Origin of the sequence: Bacillus sp. FSL K6-3458 (assembly GCF_038005045.1) — a bacterium.
In the GTDB taxonomy this organism is placed as follows: domain Bacteria; phylum Bacillota; class Bacilli; order Bacillales; family Bacillaceae; genus Bacillus; species Bacillus altitudinis.
This window is the reverse complement of the sequence record NZ_JBBOSI010000001.1, coordinates 3,339,799-3,362,143: the sequence shown is the minus strand read 5'-3', so window position 1 is coordinate 3,362,143 and position 22,345 is coordinate 3,339,799. Positions and strand designations below refer to the sequence as shown.

The 22,345-nt window shown below is 41.3% G+C and carries 21 protein-coding genes; 12 read left to right on the top strand and 9 right to left on the bottom strand.

Annotation, left to right across the window (positions count from 1 at the left end; genetic code table 11):
* Nucleotides 1-1,431: an Asp-tRNA(Asn)/Glu-tRNA(Gln) amidotransferase subunit GatB gene (gene gatB / locus MHH23_RS17705; protein ID WP_007496855.1), complete on the top strand. Its 1,431-nt coding sequence runs from the start codon at nt 1-3 to the stop codon at nt 1,429-1,431.
* Between the two features lie 183 nt (nt 1,432-1,614).
* On the opposite strand, the gene MHH23_RS17700 is transcribed toward gatB, so the two are convergent.
* The gene (locus MHH23_RS17700) at nt 1,615-2,460 is read right to left on the bottom strand and encodes a TetR/AcrR family transcriptional regulator (protein ID WP_017359798.1); all 846 of its coding nucleotides are present in this window, start codon (nt 2,458-2,460) and stop codon (nt 1,615-1,617) included.
* Nucleotides 2,461-2,591: 131 nt separating this feature from the next.
* Here MHH23_RS17700 and MHH23_RS17695 point away from each other — a divergent pair, with 131 nt between their 5' ends.
* Nucleotides 2,592-5,816 (top strand): efflux RND transporter permease subunit, encoded by a 3,225-nt coding sequence (locus MHH23_RS17695; RefSeq protein WP_326116660.1) that lies wholly within the window; start codon nt 2,592-2,594, stop codon nt 5,814-5,816.
* A gap of 229 nt (nt 5,817-6,045) precedes the next feature.
* Here the strand turns inward: MHH23_RS17695 and MHH23_RS17690 are convergent, their stop codons facing one another.
* Nucleotides 6,046-6,999, bottom strand: coding sequence for a nucleoside hydrolase (locus MHH23_RS17690; protein ID WP_268431708.1), 954 nt, complete (start codon nt 6,997-6,999; stop codon nt 6,046-6,048).
* A gap of 181 nt (nt 7,000-7,180) precedes the next feature.
* On the opposite strand from MHH23_RS17690, the gene MHH23_RS17685 reads away from it, so the two are divergent.
* The 4 genes from MHH23_RS17685 to MHH23_RS17670 all read left to right on the top strand — a co-directional run bounded on the left by MHH23_RS17685 (nt 7,181) and on the right by MHH23_RS17670 (nt 11,560).
* The gene (locus MHH23_RS17685; protein WP_007496845.1) at nt 7,181-8,089 is read left to right on the top strand and encodes a diacylglycerol kinase; all 909 of its coding nucleotides are present in this window, start codon (nt 7,181-7,183) and stop codon (nt 8,087-8,089) included.
* Nucleotides 8,090-8,150: 61 nt separating this feature from the next.
* Complete coding sequence (rlmD, locus tag MHH23_RS17680) at nt 8,151-9,533, top strand: 23S rRNA (uracil(1939)-C(5))-methyltransferase RlmD (protein WP_268431709.1); 1,383 nt, start codon at nt 8,151-8,153, stop codon at nt 9,531-9,533.
* 252 nt (nt 9,534-9,785) lie between these two features.
* Nucleotides 9,786-10,760, top strand: coding sequence for a tRNA dihydrouridine synthase (locus MHH23_RS17675; RefSeq protein ID WP_108611397.1), 975 nt, complete (start codon nt 9,786-9,788; stop codon nt 10,758-10,760).
* A 95-nt stretch (nt 10,761-10,855) separates the two neighbouring features.
* Complete coding sequence (locus tag MHH23_RS17670) at nt 10,856-11,560, top strand: SMI1/KNR4 family protein (protein ID WP_340959955.1); 705 nt, start codon at nt 10,856-10,858, stop codon at nt 11,558-11,560.
* A 159-nt stretch (nt 11,561-11,719) separates the two neighbouring features.
* On the opposite strand, the gene MHH23_RS17665 is transcribed toward MHH23_RS17670, so the two are convergent.
* From MHH23_RS17665 to MHH23_RS17655, 3 genes are all read right to left on the bottom strand, one after another.
* Nucleotides 11,720-12,370, bottom strand: a complete 651-nt coding sequence (locus tag MHH23_RS17665; RefSeq protein ID WP_340959953.1) for a hypothetical protein — start codon at nt 12,368-12,370, stop codon at nt 11,720-11,722.
* Between the two features lie 90 nt (nt 12,371-12,460).
* A complete protein-coding gene (locus MHH23_RS17660; RefSeq protein ID WP_161796762.1) occupies nt 12,461-12,631 on the bottom strand; it encodes a hypothetical protein in 171 nt (56 codons plus the stop codon).
* A 373-nt stretch (nt 12,632-13,004) separates the two neighbouring features.
* Nucleotides 13,005-13,376, bottom strand: a complete 372-nt coding sequence (locus MHH23_RS17655; RefSeq protein ID WP_024718616.1) for a hypothetical protein — start codon at nt 13,374-13,376, stop codon at nt 13,005-13,007.
* Between the two features lie 186 nt (nt 13,377-13,562).
* Here MHH23_RS17655 and MHH23_RS17650 point away from each other — a divergent pair, with 186 nt between their 5' ends.
* Both MHH23_RS17650 and MHH23_RS17645 read left to right on the top strand, forming a co-directional pair.
* A complete protein-coding gene (locus MHH23_RS17650; protein WP_160758097.1) occupies nt 13,563-14,000 on the top strand; it encodes an Rrf2 family transcriptional regulator in 438 nt (145 codons plus the stop codon).
* 64 nt (nt 14,001-14,064) lie between these two features.
* Nucleotides 14,065-14,979, top strand: coding sequence for an NAD(P)/FAD-dependent oxidoreductase (locus MHH23_RS17645; protein ID WP_301232200.1), 915 nt, complete (start codon nt 14,065-14,067; stop codon nt 14,977-14,979).
* 10 nt (nt 14,980-14,989) lie between these two features.
* Here MHH23_RS17645 and MHH23_RS17640 read toward each other — a convergent pair whose 3' ends face one another.
* A complete protein-coding gene (locus MHH23_RS17640) occupies nt 14,990-15,190 on the bottom strand; it encodes a hypothetical protein (RefSeq protein WP_045034441.1) in 201 nt (66 codons plus the stop codon).
* Nucleotides 15,191-15,303: 113 nt separating this feature from the next.
* On the opposite strand from MHH23_RS17640, the gene MHH23_RS17635 reads away from it, so the two are divergent.
* On the top strand, nt 15,304-15,951 hold the full coding sequence (locus MHH23_RS17635) for a DUF3885 domain-containing protein (RefSeq protein ID WP_301232197.1): 648 nt from the start codon (nt 15,304-15,306) through the stop codon (nt 15,949-15,951).
* Between the two features lie 33 nt (nt 15,952-15,984).
* Here the strand turns inward: MHH23_RS17635 and MHH23_RS17630 are convergent, their stop codons facing one another.
* The gene (locus MHH23_RS17630) at nt 15,985-17,313 is read right to left on the bottom strand and encodes a 6-phospho-beta-glucosidase (protein ID WP_039168556.1); all 1,329 of its coding nucleotides are present in this window, start codon (nt 17,311-17,313) and stop codon (nt 15,985-15,987) included.
* Between the two features lie 204 nt (nt 17,314-17,517).
* On the opposite strand from MHH23_RS17630, the gene MHH23_RS17625 reads away from it, so the two are divergent.
* A complete protein-coding gene (locus tag MHH23_RS17625) occupies nt 17,518-18,249 on the top strand; it encodes a MurR/RpiR family transcriptional regulator (RefSeq protein ID WP_047946793.1) in 732 nt (243 codons plus the stop codon).
* A gap of 13 nt (nt 18,250-18,262) precedes the next feature.
* On the opposite strand, the gene MHH23_RS17620 is transcribed toward MHH23_RS17625, so the two are convergent.
* A complete protein-coding gene (locus MHH23_RS17620) occupies nt 18,263-19,465 on the bottom strand; it encodes an MFS transporter (protein ID WP_144667925.1) in 1,203 nt (400 codons plus the stop codon).
* Nucleotides 19,466-19,611: 146 nt separating this feature from the next.
* Between MHH23_RS17620 and MHH23_RS17615 the strand changes: the two genes are divergently transcribed.
* On the top strand, nt 19,612-20,091 hold the full coding sequence (locus MHH23_RS17615; protein WP_024718610.1) for an aminoacyl-tRNA deacylase: 480 nt from the start codon (nt 19,612-19,614) through the stop codon (nt 20,089-20,091).
* 32 nt (nt 20,092-20,123) lie between these two features.
* On the opposite strand, the gene MHH23_RS17610 is transcribed toward MHH23_RS17615, so the two are convergent.
* On the bottom strand, nt 20,124-21,032 hold the full coding sequence (locus MHH23_RS17610; RefSeq protein ID WP_058336478.1) for a LysR family transcriptional regulator: 909 nt from the start codon (nt 21,030-21,032) through the stop codon (nt 20,124-20,126).
* A gap of 103 nt (nt 21,033-21,135) precedes the next feature.
* Between MHH23_RS17610 and MHH23_RS17605 the strand changes: the two genes are divergently transcribed.
* Entirely contained in the window at nt 21,136-22,335 is a 1,200-nt protein-coding gene (locus MHH23_RS17605) for an MFS transporter (RefSeq protein WP_160758102.1), read from the top strand.
* Nucleotides 22,336-22,345: the final 10 nt, after the last annotated feature.

Sequence of the window (22,345 nt, the reverse complement as noted above, 5' to 3'; positions counted from 1 at the left end):
ATGAACTTTGAAACGGTAATTGGACTTGAAGTCCACGTAGAGCTCAAAACACAATCAAAAATTTTCTCAAGCTCACCGACGCCTTTTGGTGCGGCTGCCAATACGCAAACAAGTGTCATCGATCTTGGTTATCCTGGCGTACTGCCTGTGCTGAACAAAGAAGCGGTGAACTTTGCGATGAAAGCAGCAATGGCACTGAACTGTGAGATTGCAACTGATACAAAATTTGACCGTAAAAACTATTTCTATCCTGATAACCCAAAGGCGTATCAAATTTCTCAATTTGATAAACCGATCGGTGAAAACGGCTGGATTGAAATTGAAGTAGACGGCAAAACAAAACGAATTGGTATTACACGTCTTCATTTGGAAGAGGATGCAGGAAAACTGACGCACACAGGCGACGGTTATTCACTCGTCGATTTCAACCGTCAAGGTACACCACTTGTTGAAATCGTATCTGAGCCTGACATTCGTACGCCAGAAGAAGCGTATGCTTACTTAGAAAAATTAAAATCCATTATTCAATATACAGGCGTCTCTGACTGTAAGATGGAAGAAGGCTCACTGCGCTGTGATGCCAACATTTCTCTTCGTCCGATTGGCCGTGAAGAGTTTGGAACGAAAACAGAGCTGAAGAACTTAAACTCATTTGCTTTCGTCCAAAAAGGTCTTGAGTTCGAAGAAAAACGCCAAGAGCAAGTATTGCTTTCTGGCGGATTGATCGAACAAGAAACTCGCCGCTATGACGAAGCGTCTAAAAAGACGATCCTCATGCGTGTCAAAGAAGGTTCTGATGATTACCGCTACTTCCCAGAACCAGATTTAGTGGAGCTGTATATTGATGACGAGTGGAAAGAACGCGTAAGAGCATCCATTCCAGAGCTTCCAGACGAGCGCCGCAAACGCTACATTGATGAACTTGGACTTCCTGCATATGACGCAATGGTACTGACGCTGACAAAAGAAATGTCTGATTTCTTTGAAGCGACCATTTCAGAAGGTGCTGAAGCGAAGCAAGCATCAAACTGGCTCATGGGTGAAGTATCTGCCTACTTGAACTCGGCTCAAAAAGAGCTGGAAGATACGAAGCTAACGCCGCAAGGACTGGCTGGCATGATCAAGCTTATCGAAAAAGGAACGATTTCTTCTAAGATTGCCAAAAAGGTATTTAAAGAACTTATCGAAAATGGGGGCGACGCAGAAACAATCGTCAAAGAAAAAGGACTTGTCCAAATTTCTGACGAAGGTGCACTGCTCAAACTTGTCACAGAAGCTCTTGATAACAACCCGCAATCCATTGAAGACTTCAAAAATGGAAAAGACCGCGCGATTGGTTTCTTAGTCGGACAAATCATGAAAGCATCGAAGGGCCAAGCAAACCCGCCGATGGTCAACAAGATTCTTCTTGAAGAAATCAAAAAACGATAAATCGCAAAAAACCGCCTCATGGAAGAGTCGGTTTTTTTGTTGATGGATATGACAGGGTCTTATCACAGATTCAGACCACCGCCGTATATCAATTCATTGGTTCTTTTTTTATAATGAAGCATAAGCTTTAGCACATATTCGAAGGGGATAAAGGTGAACTAAAGTGAACATCGCCACGTATTGTCATTGGAGGAATAGCTTTAATTGTTCCACAGCTCTTTGGACAGCGGAGTCCTCACACGTTTCTAAATTTGTCAGCATCCCTTGAATGACCGGCTTGCGAGGCTCATCTTTGGCCAATTCTTCTTCAATAACTTCAATGGATACAAGGGTATCATCCGAAAGCAGATGCTCAGATTTTAACAATCGAAGCTCTTCTTGAAGAGTAGCGGCATTTGGCGCTTCATCATCCCAAATGTTTTGCTTCAGAATCGGCTTCGCATGAGAACGGAGAAGCCCATGCACCAAATCATCAAATCGGTCGAGAATAAAGGATGAGAGCTCATCACATGATAATTGCATCTGATCTTGCAAAAGCAGTACCTGCACATAAGATTGGATAATTCCTTGAATCATGACTGACAGGTCAGTTATATATGGTTCGATCTCCTGTCCATACGTGGTCAAAATAGAAATTTGGATTTCATCATTCATCTGTTTTTTAACCGTTTTGGAATACTTTTTAATTTGCTGGTTTTCCGGAATAATGTTCTCGCTGAGGATCAAAATGATAAAATCCTTGTTCTCAGCAAAGTGCTGGAACTGTTCAGCGATTTGTTTCTGAAAGATATCTCTAGGCGCAAGATGTTGATTTTCTTTTCGAATCTTTTCAATACTTTGCATAGACGTGTCGATATAATATTCAAACGCTCTGTTGAAAAGCTGTTCTTTTGATTTGAAATGCAAATAAAATGCACCTTTAGAAATTCCGCATTCATCTGCAATTTCCTGAATGGTCGTAGAAGAAAAACCTTTTTTCGCAAACAACTGAATGCTTGCTTTAATGATCTTTTCTTTTTTTTCGTTCATGAAATAAGGCCCCTTCAGCTTTAGAATGTTACGTCAAACGCAAGTGAAATGGTTGACGGCATTGTATATCACCGTTTATTATGATATAGAATGACCAGTCAGTCAATACATAAAGGAAAATGGAGGACATAATGAATTCGATCATCAATTTTGTATTAAAGAACAAGTTCGCTGTATGGCTCATGACGATTATCGTAACAGTTGCTGGTCTATATGCCGGATTGAATATGAAACAAGAATCAATCCCAAATATCAACACTCCAGTCATTACGGTTTCTACAACGTATCCTGGCGCAACGCCGGACGAAGTATCAGATAAGGTGACAGATCCAATTGAGAAGTCGATACAAAATCTCAATGGGGTGAATGTGGTCACTTCTAATTCTTTTGAAAATGCCTCATCGATTCAAATCGAGTACGATTACAATAAAGATATGGATGAAGCAAAGAAGGAAATTGAAGATGCCATTAGCAATATCAATTTCCCAGAAAATGCAGAAAAACCAAAAATCGCACGTTTTAGCATCAATGCGATTCCAATCTTAGCTCTTAGTGTCTCTGGTGATAAAGAATCATTACAAGACCTGACACAAAAAGTGGAAAATGACCTTATTCCTTCTCTTCAAGGCTTAGATGGTGTCTCTTCTGTCGAAGCTTCTGGACAACAAATCAAAGAAGTAGAATTTTCTTTTAAACAAAAGAAATTAAAGGAATATGGTTTAGATGAAGAAACTGTCCAAAACATGATTAAAGGCTCTGATGTCAATGTACCTTTAGGGTTATACACATTTGGCAACAAGCAAAAATCAGTCGTAGTGGATGGCAATATTTTAAGTGTTAAAGATTTGAAAAACATGCGAATTCCTGTTACACCAAGTGCAAGCGGCGGTGCGGGAAGCGCAGGAGCTGGAGCGCCTTCTAGCGGCTCAGGAAATGCAGGAGCTCAAGGTGCTGATCAACAGGCTGGAAGTGCAAGTCAGCAGCAGGCAGCAGCTCAGCAGCAAACTGGTGCAGGTGCAGCAAGCGGTCAATCTGTAGAGCTGCCGACGATCAAACTTTCTGAGATTGCAGATATTAAAGTCGTGAAAGATGCAGAATCGATTTCTAGAACGAACGGAAAAGACAGTATCGGTCTGCAAATTGTCAAAGGCTCTGATGCCAACACAGTGAGTGTAGCAGAAGCAGTCACAAAAGAACTTGAAACATTCAAAAAAGACAATAAAGGAATCAAAGTCAGCACGACATATGATCAAGCAGAGCCGATTAAAGAATCCGTCAGCACAATGCTGAACAAGGCGATCATCGGAGCAATCTTTGCGATCATTATCATCATGTTGTTCCTTCGAGATATCAAATCAACATTAATTTCGGTCATCTCTATTCCGTTATCCCTGTTGATTGCTGTTTTATTATTAAATCAGCTAGATATCACATTAAATATCATGACACTTGGTGCCATGACAGTCGCCATTGGACGTGTTGTCGATGACTCGATTGTCGTCATAGAAAACATCTATCGACGAATGGCGTTAAAAGATGAACCGTTAAAAGGCAAAGCACTCGTTAGAGAAGCAACAAAAGAAATGTTTATTCCGATTATGTCTTCGACGATTGTCACAATTGCGGTATTCTTGCCATTAGCGCTAGTGGGTGGAATGATTGGTGAACTATTCATCCCATTTGCATTAACCATTGTGTTTGCTCTAATGGCTTCACTACTTGTCGCCATTACAATCGTTCCAATGATGGCTCACAGCCTATTTAAAAAGAACCTGTACGGCAAAGCGAAAAAGGTAAAAGAACACAAACCAAGCAAACTTGCTGGTGGTTATAGACGTGTACTCAATTGGACATTGAACCATAAATGGATCACGTCAGGAATTGCGATTTTGATGCTGGTCGGAAGCTTATTCCTCGCACCACTTGTCGGTGTTAGCTTCTTACCACAGGAAGCAGAAAAAACGGCAATGGTGACATACACGCCAGAGCCTGGACAAACGAGAGAACAAGCCATTGCTGAAACGAAAAAGGCAGAAGATTACTTAATGAAACGGGATCATGTCAATACGGTTCAATATTCATTAGGCTCTTCAAATGCACTGACAGCAAGTGTTGGTGGAAACTCTAACGGTGCATTATTCTTCGTACAATACGACGATGACACACCGAACTTTGATAAAGAAAAAGATCGTGTGGTTAAAGCCCTTCAAGACAAAACGTCTAAAGGGGAATGGAAATCACAAGACTTCTCATCTGCTGGCGCAAGCAATACAGTGACGTACTATGTGTACGGTGACAAAGCAAGTGATATTGAAGGCACAGTCAAAGATGTCGAGAACATTTTAAAAGATGAGAAGAACTTGAAAAACGTCAGCACAAGCTTATCTGAGAAGTATGACGAATATACGTTTAATGCAGATCAAGAAAAACTGGCGAAACTAGGCTTGACCGCTTCACAAATCGCACAGGCGATCGCTCCTCAAAGTAATGAAACAACGTTGACGAAAGTAACAGAGGACGGCAAAGAACTAGATGTGAAGCTTCAAACGGAAAAAGATGAATACAAGAGTAAAAAAGATCTAGAGAATAAAAAGATCACAACACCAACAAGACAACAAGTCCGAATTGGCGATGTGGTGAAAGTGAAAGATGGCACAACAGCAAACACTGTGACAAAGCGTGATGGGAAGATTTACGCTGAAGTATCTGGTGACATGACAACAGACGACGTATCAAGTGTGACACAAGATGTCCAGAAGAAAGTTGACAAGCTTGATTTAAAATCTGGCGTTACGATTGATACAGGTGGTGTAAGTGCGGATATTGAGGAATCCTTTACACAGCTAGGACTCGCAATGCTTGCAGCGATTGCTATTGTATACCTCGTTCTCGTCATTACATTTGGCGGAGGTCTTGCACCATTTGCGATTCTGTTCTCACTTCCATTTACGATTATTGGTGCACTCGTTGGATTGTTTGTAGCGAAAGAAACCATCAGTTTAAATGCCATGATTGGATTGCTGATGCTGATCGGAATCGTTGTAACAAATGCCATTGTCTTGATTGACCGAGTGATTCATAAAGAAAAAGAAGGACTTTCAACAAGAGAAGCCTTACTTGAAGCAGGTACAACAAGATTACGTCCAATCTTAATGACGGCACTTGCGACAATTGGTGCATTGCTGCCACTCGCATTAGGTTTTGAAGGCGGAAGTCAGATCGTATCAAAAGGACTTGGCGTCACCGTTATTGGCGGTTTAACAAGTTCTACACTTCTCACATTGGTCATCGTGCCAATCGTGTATGAAATCTTAAGTAAGTTTAGACGTAAGAAAAAGTACGCTGAAGAAGAGTAAGAGGAAGCCCCGCTCATGAGCGGGGCTTCAGCGTGTAGACAAACCCTCGCATTCTTTGTCAGTCCTGCGTGCCGGTGCTCACGAATGTCAAATTCGCTCCGCGCCGGTACTCGTCCTTCCTAGGGCTGCAAAGGTTTTCTATCACGCTGAAAAGTAGACACAGGGCTAAAATCAAGTTCATTTTAGCCCTGTGTCAACAATTTGAGCCCCGCTAATGAGCGGGGCTTTTTTATGATGAAATCTGACAAACCGCTTTTCTCATAAGCTCTTCAAAGGCCTCGAAAAAGGCATCTCGATCAACGTGGTCAATGACTTGAATCGATTTTCCATCTGGATGTTCTTCAGTACGTCCTTGTCTTGGTGTTTCGGTATAAACAATTGCATTCATTTCTTTTGAACGGGTAAATGAGGTGGATGCAAGAGTGATCGTTGTCAGCACATCCCATAAGTAGTAAGTCGAGTTCGTTTCGTGATGAATGAGAGGCGGACAAAAGGCATAACATTGTCCAATAAAGTCAATCCCGATGTGAGAGCGAAGGGAAGCCCATCGTTGACGGACATCGAGTGTGAGCGGGACTTGATTCGTGCTTTCCAGTGCGACCATTTCAATTGGAAAACGCTCTTGAAATACGGTGCTCACAGCATAAGGGTCCCAAAAAGCATTCCATTCTGCTGTTCCATCATGCTCTGGTTCTTCGACATTGCCTTTTTCAAGGAATGTGCCGCCCATCCACACCAGTTTCTCAATTTTATTTGAGATGGAAGGATCTTCTTCTAAGGCGCGTGCAAGGTCTGTGAGCGGTCCTGTAAAGAGCAGCGTAACAGATTCGGTTGACTTTTTCACCGTTTCAATCAGGTGAAGATGTGCAGGAAGCTTAGATACTTTTGTATCAATAGCGCCTTTTTCATTTAAAATCGGCAAAGCATCTACATAAAAAGCATGCATGCGCCATTCCTTTAGAAATGGATTCACACCTCTAGAATTGGAAGCGGCTACTTCAATCTCATATGGGCTAAATCGATCAATAATTTTCTGAGAGGCGCTCAGCGCAGGCTCTAAATAACAATCAGCAGGAATCACAGACGTCCCGATCACTTTCAGATGTTCCATTTGAAGAAGTAGAAATAAGGACACGAGATCATCAACACCGCCGTCATGGTTGAAATAGACAGGCTTTTTCATGGCATACCATCCTTTTCATCGTTTTCTTTTATCTTATCAGAATGCTGATCTGCTGAGGGAAACGTACCGTGAGATTTCAAATATTAGGGGGTTGTTCTGTTGCCATTTTCAAATCTCATAGTATAATTAAAGGTTGTTAGTGGTGAAAATAGATTGCATAATGATAATAGGATGATGATGAATGAAACGTGCTCGAATTATATACAATCCGACATCTGGACGTGAACTCTTTAAGAAGAATTTACCGCAGGTTTTGCAAAAATTTGAACAGGCTGGCTATGAAACATCTTGTCATGCAACGACATGTGCAGGAGATGCAACACAAGCAGCCGAAAAAGCCGCACAGAGAGATTTTGATTTAATTGTAGCAGCTGGTGGAGACGGCACGATTAATGAAGTCGTCAATGGATTAGCACCGCTTGAAAAAAGACCAAAATTAGGAATCATTCCAGTTGGAACGACCAATGACTTCGCAAGAGCACTTGGCATTCCAAGAGAAGATATTTTAAAAGCGACAGATGCCATCATTGATGGTGTAGCAAAGCCGCTTGATATTGGTAAAGTGAATGGACAGTATTTCATTAATATTGCGGGAGGCGGCCGATTAACAGAGCTGACCTATGAAGTGCCTAGTAAGCTGAAAACCATGCTAGGACAACTTGCGTATTATTTGAAAGGCATGGAGATGCTTCCTTCCATTCGCCCGACAGAAGTCGAAATTGAATATGACGGCAAATTGTTTCATGGAGAAATCATGCTGTTTCTTGTTTCACTAACAAACTCAGTAGGCGGCTTTGAAAAGCTCGCACCAGATTCCATTCTAGATGATGGGATGTTTGACCTGATCATTCTAAAGAAGGTCAATCTAGCAGAAGCCATTCGAGTGGTCAGCCTTGCACTCAGAGGCGAGCATATTCATGATAACAATGTCATCTACGCAAAAGCGAATCGCGTGAAGGTAGATGTAAAAGATAAAATGCAATTGAATTTAGATGGTGAATACGGCGGCATGCTGCCAGGTGAATTTGAAAACTTGTATCGCCATATTGAATTTATTGTGCCAAAAGCAACAGCTGAAAAAATAGGGTGAAGACTGAACTTGGTTCCTTATGGCGACCAAGTTTTTCTTTGCAAATGAGGTGATAAAATTGGTGAAAATGAAACCGCCTGTTGAAAAGAATGAATACTACAATGTAACCTTCGAAGATTTAACGCACGAAGGTGCAGGGGTAGCGAAAATCGAAGGGTTCCCTGTCTTTGTACCGAATGCCCTCCCTGAGGAACAAGGAAAAATCAAAGTCACACGTGTCAAAAAAGGATTTGCTTTTGGACGACTCATGGAGCTGACAAAGGAAAGTCAGCACAGGCAAGATGCACCATGTCCTATCTATAAGCAGTGCGGAGGCTGTCAAATTCAGCACATGAGCTATGAAGGCCAGCTGCTTTTTAAACAGAAACAAGTAAAGGACGTATTGGAGCGGATCGGCAAGCTTGATATGAGCCGTGTAAAAGTTCATCCTGTACTCGGCATGGAAGACCCTTGGAACTACCGAAACAAAGCACAAGTACCAGTTGGCGAACGGGAAGGCGGACTTGTTGCTGGATTTTATCAGCAGCGTACCCATGAAATCATTGATATGGAAAAATGCTTGATCCAGCAATCAGAAAATGACGAAGTGGTACAGGCAGTAAAAGACATCTGCAATGCGTTTGGCATCAAAGCATATAACGAAGAGCGGCATAAAGGCTGGCTGCGTCATGTCATGGTTCGCTATGGCATGGCAACAGGTGAAATGATGGTTGTGTTTGTCACAAGAACGGCTGATTTTCCGCAAAAGCAGCAAGTGATTGAGCAGATTATAGCACGCTTCCCACACGTTCGGTCAATTGTGCAAAACGTGAATTCAAAGAAGACAAATGTCATTTTTGGAGACGAAACGACCGTTTTATGGGGAGAAGAATACATTTATGACACGATTGGCGACATCAAATTTGCTATTTCAGCCCGCTCGTTTTATCAAGTGAATCCAACTCAAACAAAGGTGCTTTACGACAAAGCGCTTGAATATGCCGAGCTGCAAGGAGAAGAAACCGTGATCGATGCGTATTGCGGAATCGGTACAATTTCCTTATTTCTCGCACAAAAAGCAGGCAGAGTCTATGGCGTAGAAATTGTGCCAGAAGCAATTGAAGATGCAAAACGCAACGCTACCTTAAACGGAATCAACAACGTTGAATTCGCAGTCGGTGAAGCAGAAACTGTTATCCCAAACTGGTACCAAGAAGGCATCAAAGCAGATACGTTAGTTGTTGATCCGCCAAGAAAAGGCTGTGATGAAGCACTGCTTGATACGATTTTAAAGATGAAACCAAACCGTGTTGTGTATGTGTCCTGTAATCCTGGGACGCTAGCTCGTGATTTGCGTATTCTTGAAGATGGTGGGTATGTGACGGAGGAAGTGCAGCCTGTGGATATGTTTCCGCATACGAGTCATGTTGAATGCGTTGCTAGTCTTGTGATTCAACAGTCATAATGTATTGAAGCATCCCGATTTCGTGATATAACACCGATATCGGGATATTTTTATTTTGGCTGCCCTTCACTTGAATACAAAACGGTAATTATAGGTCGAAAATTAATTTTTACCCCTTATTTGGTTTTGAAATGTCCTTTTTTGCAATTTTGCCTAGTTCATATTAAAGTATATAATGATAAAAATTGCTGAAAGAATTTACAGAAGGACATGCCCTTTAGGCGCTATGTCATGAGAGGAATTGGATGAAAGATGAGTAAAAATTTCTGGCGTGATTTACCACGGCCATTCTTTATATTAGCACCAATGGAAGAAGTGACAGATGTTGTGTTTCGTCATGTTGTGAGTGAGGCGGCGAGACCGGATGTGTTTTTTACAGAGTTTACGAACAGTGAGAGCTACTGCCATCCTGATGGCATTCAAAGTGTGAAAGGCCGTTTAACGTTTACAGAGGATGAGCAGCCGATTGTTGCTCATATTTGGGGAGATAAGCCTGAGAACTTTAGACAAATGAGCATTGGAATGGCGGAATTAGGATTTCAGGGGCTTGATATTAATATGGGCTGTCCTGTCCCAAATGTCACGCAAAACGGGAAGGGGAGTGGATTGATTCTTCGCCCAGACGTTGCGGCAGAGCTGATTCAAGCGGCAAAAGCAGGGGGATTACCTGTTAGTGTGAAAACAAGACTAGGGTTTACAGAGGTCGATGAATGGCGTGGTTGGCTCAGACACATTTTGGAGCAAGACATTGTGAATTTATCGATTCACCTTCGCACAAGAAAGGAAATGAGTCAGGTGGATGCGCATTGGGAGCTCATTCCTGAAATAAAAAAGCTACGTGATGAAATAGCACCTGATACACTTTTGACGATCAATGGTGATATTCCTGATCGTCAAACGGGCTTAAAGCTCGCTGAGCAATATGGAATAGACGGAGTGATGATTGGGCGCGGAATTTTCCATAACCCATTTGCTTTTGAAAAAGAGCCGAAGGAGCATACGAGTGACGAACTGTTAGGTCTTTTAAGATTACATCTTGATCTTCATGATCAATATTCTTCATTAGGTCTGCGTCCATTCAAGGCACTGCATCGTTTCTTTAAGATTTATGTAAAAGGATTCAGAGGAGCGAGCTTCCTAAGAAACCAATTAATGAACACATCATCAACAGATGAAGTGCGTGCAATGCTAGATGAATTTGAGGCGAGAAATCAGGAACAATCATAATCAACAAGAGGAGGGAGAACCCTTCTCTTTTTTTATGAACAGGACTATTAAACTAGTTTTCTCAAAGATAGAAATAACAATTGGAGGTATTTTATTTGAAACCATTTTGGGATACAGACAGAGAAAGTGAAGAGACATTTAAGAAAATCAATGAAAAAGGCATTGCGAAAGCAGAAAAGAAACTAGGCGTCACCTTGCCTGATACATATAAGAAACTGATTCTTGAACAAAATGGCGGTTATACCTTGCATAATGCTTTTCCAACAGACCAGCCGAATGGATGGGCAGAGGATCATGTGTCATTTGATCATTTAAGAGGAATTGCCAAAGGCGAAGGTATTATGGATAGTGATTATTTAATAGAAGAATGGGAATTGCCAGAGGGGCTTGTACTGATTTGTGGGGATGGTCATACGTGGATCGCATTGGATTATAGAGAAACAAAGGAACATCCGCCGATTCATTACTTTGATCTAGAATATGAGACGGATTTCAAATTAGCGGATTCGTTTGATGAACTAATTGCAGGGCATTATACCGCAGAAGATAGCGAAGAAGATGGGATGTCAGATGAAGAGTGGCAGGCTGAATATGAAAAGCAGAATCCGCCATTATCAAAAGAAGAAGTGAAAGAAATATTGAAGACTCGAGGCTCTGAGGCACTTCAGAATATTGTATTTTTTCATGTAGAACAAATTGATGTTATCAAGTGTTTTTTTTCAGAAGTAGGAACTTTTATGAACGCCGAAAATATGTTAGTAACTACTGGAAACGTGACAATGAAAGACATTTTCTTTTAGTGTATTTTTAAATGACCTAATTATCAGGTTTGACCCTGACAATTAGGAAGGTTCAAATCTTTTGATAGTTAGAAATCATTTAAATGAAAAATAATTTTATTTAACAAGAAAAATGGCGTTCTAATAATGGACGCCCTTTATGTGATTCCTATTAAGTTATTATTCGTAGTAGAATTCTGCGTGTGCATCATACTTGTACTGAAGGGTTTCTTGATAATAGTAAGTCAAATTTTTCAAGTTGTCGAAGACTTTAGAAAATACTTTGTAAAAATTCGGCAAATCTATAACTACATTATCAAATTGATTGATATAGAATTGCGGTTCTTTATCTCTCGTTAGTGCATATCTTGCAAAAGTAATGTCGGAAAAAGTTTGACCTTTATTAGTTTCAATTTCAATCTTCTTATACAATTCACCAATATATTTTTTTAAATCCCCGTAATGATGTTCGAAATCAAAACTTTTTTCAACTTCAATTGATTTCTCTTTAACCGAATTCAATAATTTTTGCAAGTCGTGTGTATTTAAATACGATTCTTTACTGTCTAAAATAAGGTTCAATGACCAATTAATTGTTTTTAAATAGACTTCTATCGCATGATTTGCATTAAATAATATTGGAAATATCAGTTCATCAGCTTCTTTTTGAATATTCCCCGTTTCAACTATTTGTTTTACAAGTGCTAATGAAGCATTTGCAAATCCACTGGCGACAACATGCATATTATGAAGATGGTCATGCTGGTTTGTTCTCCAATTCATATATGCGTTATAATCCATATTTACGTTATAAGAAAATATATCTTTCATATCATTACCCCCTAAAATTACCTTTATTGTGACATAATTCATATACAAGTAATACATATATGTAATCGAAATTATATTATAGCCGCCTTCTTAATAAATGATTGTATCGCCTAAATACATTCGGATATTGAGCCGGGCATAATCCACCTTATAATCACCGTCATACAACTTGTACAAATGATGATATTCGTATTTTGTTAGGTTGATATGCGGTTTGTTTTCGATTTCAATTCGTTGAGTATCAACGGTTGTATCACTCAAAACGAATAACGTTCCTTTGTGAAGCTGGTCGCTGATAATCTTTGCCGATATTTGAAAATCACATAACTTGAAAGTGAAAATCGCATATAGATAAAAACTTGAAATGACGGCGTTTTGACCGTCTTTTAAAATTCATTTTCCCAAAAATGTCTCTTGTTGTTACGCTTGGCTGGGCGCTCAGTAATTAAGTAGAATGCCGATATTTTTCAAAGTGCACGTCGTTTTGCGGAGCGTTTGAATCAATCAAAAATAGAAGAATTGCATGAAATCACTTTTAATATATCATTATGGTTGGAATTTGATTTAGAAGAGCAATAAGAATATCTATTTAATATAAAAACCCCCCATATCAAAAAGGGGGTCACCAATTCCTTTACTCTGCACTCTCCTCAACCTCACGGCTATCTTCTGTTTCACCAATATAAATAGGACCGTTTGCATGGTCGATTCGGATTGGCCATTCGTATGGGACTTGCAGGCGTCGTGCGATGGCTCTCCAAAATTTTGCAGAATCAAATTCTAGTTCTTGAAAGTCTTTAAGCAATTCTTTATAAGAAGATCCATCAAATTGAATGTACGAGTCTTGCAGACGCATAAAGGCGTAATGTCTCACTTCTAATGCTGCCGCAGCTTCCATTTCTTCTTCTGTTGCTTCGCCAATGATTGTTCCTGCGGGTGGAAGCATGTCGTATACGTTAAATTCCTCTTCTTCTTCGTGTGCTGCATTGTGCTGTTGATCTGACATTTTTTTCACTCCTTCTAGTCTTCATCAAGCTTTTATTCGTGCTTACTTCTATTATCGGAAGGAAATGCGAAATGTGGAATGAAAAAAGAAGCAGATCCACAAGACTTGCTTTTTTTCCTTGAATCCTCTATGATCAATTACAGATATAAAAGGTCTATAATAGATAGAAAGGAAAGGAATGTTTCTATGAAATATTCTAAAGCGACCAACTATGCGCTTCATACGATGGTATTTTTAACCCTTGCACCAAAAGGGAAAGCAATAGGCGTTGAGCCTCTCGCCAAGATGCAAGATCTTTCACCCACTTATTTATCCAAAATTTTAACAAAGCTTGTGAAGGCGGGATTGATTGAATCAACACCTGGCGCAAAAGGTGGTTACACCATTCTGAAAAAGAAGGAGGACATTTCGTTTCTAGACGTCATTCAGGCGGTAGAAGGACAAACCAATTTATTTCGTTGTTCCTTAGCACATGATTCTTTCATGCCTCACGATGGCTGTTTGATTGAACAAGTCATGCAGGATGTTGAAACGAAAATGCAGGTAACGTTAAGTCAAAAGCGATTAGTTGATATTGCAAGCCAAATAGAGCAGACAGAAAAAAATCCATTTTTCAACATGTGATTTTTTTGAACAAATTATAGATATTAAGAGTCTTTAAAGTCTTGAATGAAAAGGAGCGGTTTATATGTTATTAGATTGTGCCATTATCGGAGGCGGGCCAGCCGGATTAAATGCAGCTCTTGTTGTGGGGCGGGGCAGAAAACAGGTCATGATATTCGATGACGAGATGCCAAGAAATCGAGTGACTCATGAATCACATGGATTTATTACAAACGATGGAATGACACCGTTTGAGATCAGACAAGCGGGAGAAGCGGATCTTCAAAACTACCCCAATATCCAAATCAAACGAAGCAGAGTTGTGGAGATACAAAATCATGAGGATAACTTCGCGTTACTGACACAAGAAGGAGAAAGATTCGAAGCGAAAAAAATCATTTTGGCCACAGGACTTCAGGACATATTACCAAAGATCAACGGGATTCATGAAGTGTATGGAAAGACGTTGTTTAGCTGTCCTTTCTGCGATGGCTGGGAGCTGAAGGACAAGCCACTTGCCCTGATTGCAGAGAACCAGCGCGCTTTGCATATGGCGAAACTTCTTTCCAATTGGACAAAGGATTTGATTGTGTTTACAAATGGACAGCAAGTGTTAGCTGAAGAGGAGAAAGCACTGTTATCAGCACATTCTATTCAAGTTATTGATGTGCCAATTGTAGCGATCCATCATGACAATGGTCAGCTACGCTCTCTTCAGCTTGCAAATGGAGAGATAGTGATAAGAGAAGGCGGATTTGTCGCAAGTGATTTCAAGCAGTCAACCCCTTTTGCTGAAAAACTAGGCTGTCAAATGACGAAAAATGGGGGCATTGAAACAGATATTCTTGGGCGTACAACCGTCAGCGGTATTTTTGCATGTGGTGATAATTTAGGCGGACCTGCTCAGCTTGTTCTTGCAGCAGCAGGTGGAAGTCAGGCAGGAATGGGCGTGATTCATGAACTTGTGCAGGAAGAGTTTCAACAAAAAACATCTCTGTAAAAAGAGATGTTCAGCGATGAGCGATTTTCCGTTTTGCTAAGACGTGAGCAGTCCATTCAAAAAGTGCGTAGATGACAAAGAAGATCAGGATCCAGCTGCTGACATCGACCCATACATTGTTGATTTGAATGATGTTCGCCTGATCAAGTCCAGTCTGTATCCACATCGTGATCAATGCGGTGAGGAATACCTGTAAAAACCATTTTTTCAATTGGTCACACCTCCATCTCTTTCTATCATATAAGAAATGACAGTTTATTTCCAATTGAATTTCCATCAGTTTCAACGGTAAAATAAGATATAAAACCAATGGAAGGACATGAGATGAGCGATCAAACCAATCGTTTTTTAAAAAGTCATTTTCCTGATCTTGTCCTCACGGCGTCTCTTTTTTATAGGTGGCCTTTTGGTCTTCGCTTTGAAGTGGCAGATTGGTCATTAGGAGAAGAATCGGTTGTATTAGAAAAAGCAGGCGATCGGGCTTTAAAAATTGTCAGATATGCTTTTGATCCAGAAGACGATATTCTACTTGTCACGGATGTCTATACGCAGCATGAACATGAATTAACGAAGCAAAAGCTCCTTGTTTATCAAAAATATGCCGACCGACAAGTGCGTCACCGATTGCGTCACGAGCGTTTGACCTATATACAACCAAAACAAGAAGAAACAATGAAAATAGAGAGATTTACACTCAAGTGTCAGTTGCAAGATATTCGATTGCGCCCGCTATTACAAGCCATATGCCAAGAGGATTTCTACAAACCGAATCAAATCTTGAAAGGAAAGCTTGGTTATGACATTTATCTCATCAATCTCTCAAAACAGATGATTTTCCACTTATATGATGATCGAGGCTGCGATCTTATTGCGGCAGATCCAGAACATCTGCGTCCAGTTTATGAAGGTTTACAGCACTGGCTCTTAGACTATGACCGTGCTCAGATGGATCAGTTGTTTGCCGGGAAATAAGAAAAACCGCACTTTGACAAGTGCGGCTTCTTTTTATGCTTCTACTTTATTGAAAAACTGTGGTAAGTAGTCTTTGTGTGCTTCTAGCATTTCATCTAGGATGCTTTTTGCAATGGCATCTGATGGGACGAGCGGATTGATGGTCATGGCGACAAGTGCTGTGTTGTAGTCGCCTGTCACGGCTGCTTCAGCGGCTACACGTTCAAAGGATTTAATTTGAGAAATAAGTCCTTTGACAGCAACCGGCATTTCACCAACAGCGATTGGTTTTGGGCCGTCTTTTGTGATGACACAGTTCAGTTCAACGGCAGAATCATTTGGAATGTCACTGATGGCGCCATTGTTGATTGTGTTTACAGGCTGAATGTCATGCTTGTCGTTATAAATGGATGCGATCAAGTTACATGCTGCATCACTGTAGTAAGCACCGCCTCGTTTTTCAAGCTGTGGTGGCTTAATATCAAGATCAGGATCTTTGTAAAGCTCGAACAGGTCATTTTCTAGTGCACGGACGACTTCTGCACGAGTTCCTTCATTTTCTGCTGCTTTCTTCTCCTCAGCCAGCATATCACTTGTTTTGTAGTAGTAGCGGTGATATGGACAAGGGATCACGCCAAGCCCTTTTAAGAAATCTGCATCCCACGGAATGGCGTGAATGTTGTTCATGGACATGGTGGAGTTTGGATCTGCCATGTCTTCGATCACTTGATCCATGATGCTTTTGCCATCTAAGAACACGTTCAGTCCAAAGACCATATGGTTTAATCCAGCAAAGCTGACTTCGACTCTGCTTGCGTCGACATCAAGTCCTTTGGCGATGCCCATGCGAATGCCGATTGGTACGTTACATAGTCCAACGACTTTGCGGTGGTTTGAATAGCGAAGTACGGCTTCTGTGACCATACCAGCTGGATTTGTGAAATTCACAAGCCAAGCATCCGGGCATAATTCTTCAATATCTTTCACAATCTCAAGAATGACAGGGATGGTGCGCAGACCCTTGAATAGACCGCCTGGACCGTTTGTTTCTTGACCAATGACATCATATTTTAAAGGAATACGTTCATCCTTCATACGTGCTTCCAGTAATCCGACGCGGAATTGTGTTGTGACGAAATCAGCGTCTACCAGTGCTTTCCGGCGATCTAAAGTTAAATGAACCTCGATTGGAAGCCCTGCTTTTTTCACCATGCGTTTTGCAAGATTTCCGACGATCTCAAGCTTTTCTTTACCTGCTTCGATATCGACGAGCCAAAGTTCGCTAATTGGAAATTCCTCGTACCGTTTAATAAATCCTTCGACAAGTTCTGGTGTATAGCTTGATCCTCCGCCGATTGTGACAACCTTTAATCCTTTTGCCATGTTCTGCACCTCCGAATAATGTAACGCACAATGTTATAATAGAGTGAATCAATCTTTTATCATTTGTTTGTACATCTATAGCTTATCGTGAGAGTACCTTGTGCGTAAACGGTTTCAGCGTCTTTAGGCAAGGGTGCCCTATTTAGAGATTTGTTACATAAAAGAAACGTGTTGTGTCATGTTGTTGGAGAAAGGGGAAGTCAGATGTTTTCAAGTGAGGTCATTTCCAGCTTTAATGAACTAGAAAGCGCTTTATACCGATACATTATGGAAAACAGTGAAAAAGTCGTCTATATGAGAATTCGTGATTTGGCAGATGCCGCACATATATCGACCTCATCTGTCCTTCGCTTTTGTCGAAAAGTGAATTGTGAAGGCTTTTCAGAATTTAAGGTGAAGCTCAAAATGTATTTAGAAGCAGAACAAACACCTTCTTTGAAAAGCACGCAGCATTTCCTGTATGAATTTATCGAACGGACACTTAAAGGAGATTTTGAGGAGAAGATTAAAGAGGCAGCGAAGCTCATTGCGGATGCAAAGAATGTGCTGTTTATTGGGACGGGCAGTTCTGGTATTTTGGCGCAGTATGGGGCAAGGTACTTTTCAAGTCTGGAGAAATTTTCGTTTTACATCAACGATCCGTTTTTCCCGATGAATATGCAGTATTTAGACAATAGTGTCACCATTGTGCTGTCGGTATCAGGAGAGAACAGTATTACGATTGATCATATTTCGAAACTAAGAAGAGAAGGCAGCACGATCATTAGTATTACAAACAATCAGCACTGTACAATTTCTCGTATTTCTGACTTGAATATTGCTTATTACGTCACAGACGAACGAGTCCATAGAGCCAACATCACTACACAGACACCCGTTGTGTATATCCTAGAAGCGATGGCGCGTGACATGTTTGCGATGTTAAAAGAAAAGTAAAAGAGCCGCTGCCTTAAACAGCCGCTCTTTTTTTCTGCATCATGAAAGTGGTGATGGCAATGCTTGAGCAGATGAGTACAAACAGTCCGCCTAACAAATACACAAATCTTGCTCCGAATGTATCCGCAATTAATCCAACAAAGAAAATAGATAAACTGACAGACATAGAAGAGAGAACGTATTGAGCCGAATACACCTTTGATAACTCATGGACTGGTGTTTCCGTTTGGAGAATGGTTTGCTGCGAAACATCCCGAATTTGATAGGCAGGCCCCATTAAAATACAAAGCAGCAATGCAAGCCATGGCAGGCTGTTTAGCGAAAATAGGATCGTCAGCACTGCATAAATAAAAGAGCCCGCTGCCATAAAGAGGAGAAGTTGTTTTTGAATAAACTGACTTAGCCATGCGGCCATGAGTCCGCCTATAATGGCACCTATATAATATGCGGCATTGATATATCCCCACCATTCCGCACCTTCATTTAAAACAAGTGTGACAAAGGCAAGCGTAACCGGTCCGACCCACAAAGCACCTGCAATATTTTCACTAACATCCATGAAAGTCAGGATGCGAACCGTTTTGTTTGTCCAAATGATCTTCCAGCCATCCTTGAACCCGTTCATCTTATTTTCTTTTTGAACCGTGTCTTCTTGCTTGAGTAGAGAAAAAACAGGGATGATCAATAGATAGGACAACACAATCATGAAACAAGAGGCCCACATTAAATAAAATGGACCAATCAACAGGACGAGCATTCCAGTAAACGAATAGCCGGCGATTTGAACAGATTGATAAAAAACGGAGGCTGTACTGTTCGCTTTCACAAGCTGATTTTCTGGCACAAGCATCGGCATGATGGCCTGTAATAAAGGGCTGATGAACCCGCCTGTGATGGAAATCAAAACGAACGCACTAAACAGCCAGATCAGGTGCTGCTGAAAGAAATCAAATTGGGTCGTGAATACGACGAGCATTCCAATACGTAAAAGAGGGACCCATTTCAATAGACGCTTGGCTTGAAAGAGTTCTGTCAAAACAGGAGAGAGGAGCCCAGCCAATAGCTGACATAGTGTTCTTATGAGCGGAAATACAGCCGCATAGGCGACAGATTGTGTATCTTGATAAATAACCAATGTGACTGTCATCAAAAATAGAATATCACTTAGCATGAGAAGGCTTTTACTGCCTGTATAAAACCAAAACTTATTTCCCATATCCAACCGACTCCTTTTCAAAAACAAGTTCAGTATAGCATGTTGGCGAAGTGTGCAGAGGTTTTCCATTGAAAAATACATCTTAAGGATGAGAGGATTGTGATAAGCTAAATGAAAGAACATCGTAAGGAAAGGGGTTCAATCCATTGAAAAAATTACCAGCACATGACTTTTTGGACAAGCATGGCATCCCGTATGACATCAAAACATTTTCTGCCGACACAGAGAAGGGCGCAGCGAATGTAGCGGCTGCTCTTGGTTTTAGAGAAAGACAAATGATCAAAACATTGATCTTTGAAACAGGGGAAGGGGAGCAGCTGCTTGTGATGGTTGGTGCTGACCAGCACATCAAATCAGGGAAACTAAAGAAAGCCGCAGGCTCTCGCAATATCAAAATGGCTTCACCAGACACGGTGCTTGAAGTGACAGGCTATCGCATTGGCTCCATCCCGCCATTTTGTTGGCAGCCTGAAGGGTTCCGCACGATTATCGAAGCATCGCTATTAGAAGAAAAGATATTAGGCGTTGGAGCAGGAGAATGGGGAAATGAAATACTCATCACACCAGAACAATTAGTGAAAGCCTCAAAGGCGGTCCCATTTGATCTAGTTCAACCATCCGAATAGAAAAAGTGCCTGTTGCTGAAGCAGGCACTTTTTTAATTGGAGTCAGGTGCTATAAAGGGTCCGATGTCTTTCATTTGCAGAAAAGCATTCACCGTCCTATTTTCCTCAAGGTCATTCGCCCGTTTGCAGACCACAACAGGTCTGATAATGTCAATTCCTTCGATATACACGCGCCCAATCTCTCCACGTTCTAAGCTTCGCTGAACAGCGTCACGAGGAACAAGGGTGATGCCATAGCCAGCTTTGATCATTTGAATGGCTTCGTGGACACCACTGAATTGTAAATCAACGGTCGGTTTTTTAATTCCTTTAGCGGTAAAAAGGGAAAAAAGCTTGTCTCTCGTTGAACTGCCTTCTTCTCGCATTAAAAAAGGTTCATGGCTCAGTCGTTCTAGTGGGACGGTTGTTCCATTTAACGGGTGATCCACAGGCACGATAAAGTCATAACTTAAATCAGTCAAGTGAGAGGTGTGAAGATCTTCGTGGTGCAGATCCTCTATTACGGCGATCGCCACATCTGATTGATATTGAAGCAGGCTTTCGATCACTTGAGCGGAGTTTCCGCTTTTTAATTCAATGTCTGTCTGTGGCGATGATGTTTTAAAAGAGGCAAGCCAATCAGGCAGTAAAAAGTTAAGTGGTACGTAGGTAGAAGCAATTCTGAGTCTTCCTTTTTTTCCGTTTTGCAGAAGGGTGATCTGATATTCTACTTCTTTTTCCGCCTCGAATACTTGCCGGGCATATGGATACAGGATCTTCCCCATCTCCGTCAGGGTAATCCCCCGGCCGTTTCGTTTGAAAAGACGAAAGCCGATCTCTCGTTCAATGCTTCGTAATTGTGCTGTCACAGCCGGCTGTGTCAAAGACAGCACGTCTGCCGTTTGTGTGACACTTTTTGTTTCGGCTACCTTTGCAAAAATACGGAGGGCATGTAAATTCATCTTTGCACCGCCTATCAATTATTTTGATGATTCAATCAAAAACATTCATTAGATTTATTATAAGGTATCCCTTATCGTAAAGGTAGCGAAGGGGGAAGAAAAAATGGATCGTCGTCAAAAGCAAGTGGTGTCAATTGCGCTCATCACAGCATTTGCCCTTATTGGGGATTCAATGCTCTATATTGTTCTCCCGGTCTATTGGAAAGAGATTGGTTTATCATCCATTTGGGAGGTGGGGTTACTGCTGTCTATCAACCGATTCATTCGTATCCCGCTAGCACCTGTCGTATGGTGGCTCTATCGATATATCCCAATGAAGACCGGTGTACTGATCGCAATTATGATCGCGTCAGTGACCACGATATTATATGGTATGAGTGGATTTTGGCTGCTATTGATTTGCCGCTGTGCATGGGGTCTCGCTTGGACGTTACTCCGTATGAGTGGGATGAGGGTCTTGGCTGAAATAGACGAAGGCTCACAAGGACATTTGACGGGTCTTTATAATGGGCTTTACCGGCTTGGCAGTTTATTTGGCATGTTATTTGGTGGAATCCTTGCCAGCTTGATCGGTTTTCAGTCCATGACGCTTGTCTTTGGCTTACTCACATTAATGGGCTGCATTTTTTATGTATCGTTGGATGAAATTGAAAAGAGAGAAGGCACGCAGGTGTATCATGGCATCAAACAGAAGTGGTTTACACGAGATGTGGTAAAAGTACTGATAACAGGCATGCTGATCGCACTGATCATCCAAGGTTTATTCGCATCCACGCTGAGTCATGTCATTGAAGCAAAGATTGACCAAGATGAATTGACTCTGTTTGGCTTTGTCATCGGAGCTTCAGCTTTAAGCGGTGTTATTCAAGCACTCAGGTGGGGATGGGAACCATTTCTCGCACCGAGAACGGGCAAATGGTTTGATCGTCTTGTGATGAAGGAACGAATGTTATGCTGGATGTTTCTTTCATTTGGAGGGCTCAGTTTTCTTGTGATCATGCTGAAGGTAAGCGGCTGGTTCCTATTGATGCTGCTTTTGATGCAACTAATGGCAACAATTGTCACAACGTTCACCGATACACTTGCCTTTCAAAAAGCTTCTGCTCAAACAGATAAGAACCGCTTTCTCGCCAGCTATTCTTTTGTTCAAGATATGGGGGCTGCTTTAGGACCTTTGTGTGGGTATACGTTGATCCAGTTTTTCGGAACAAACAGCGTCTTTTGGCTGATGCTTATCATAAGTTTCATGCTCGTCAGCATGTGGATAAGAAGCGGGCAGCATGTTTCTTCTAGTGCAGTGTAAAAAATAAAGC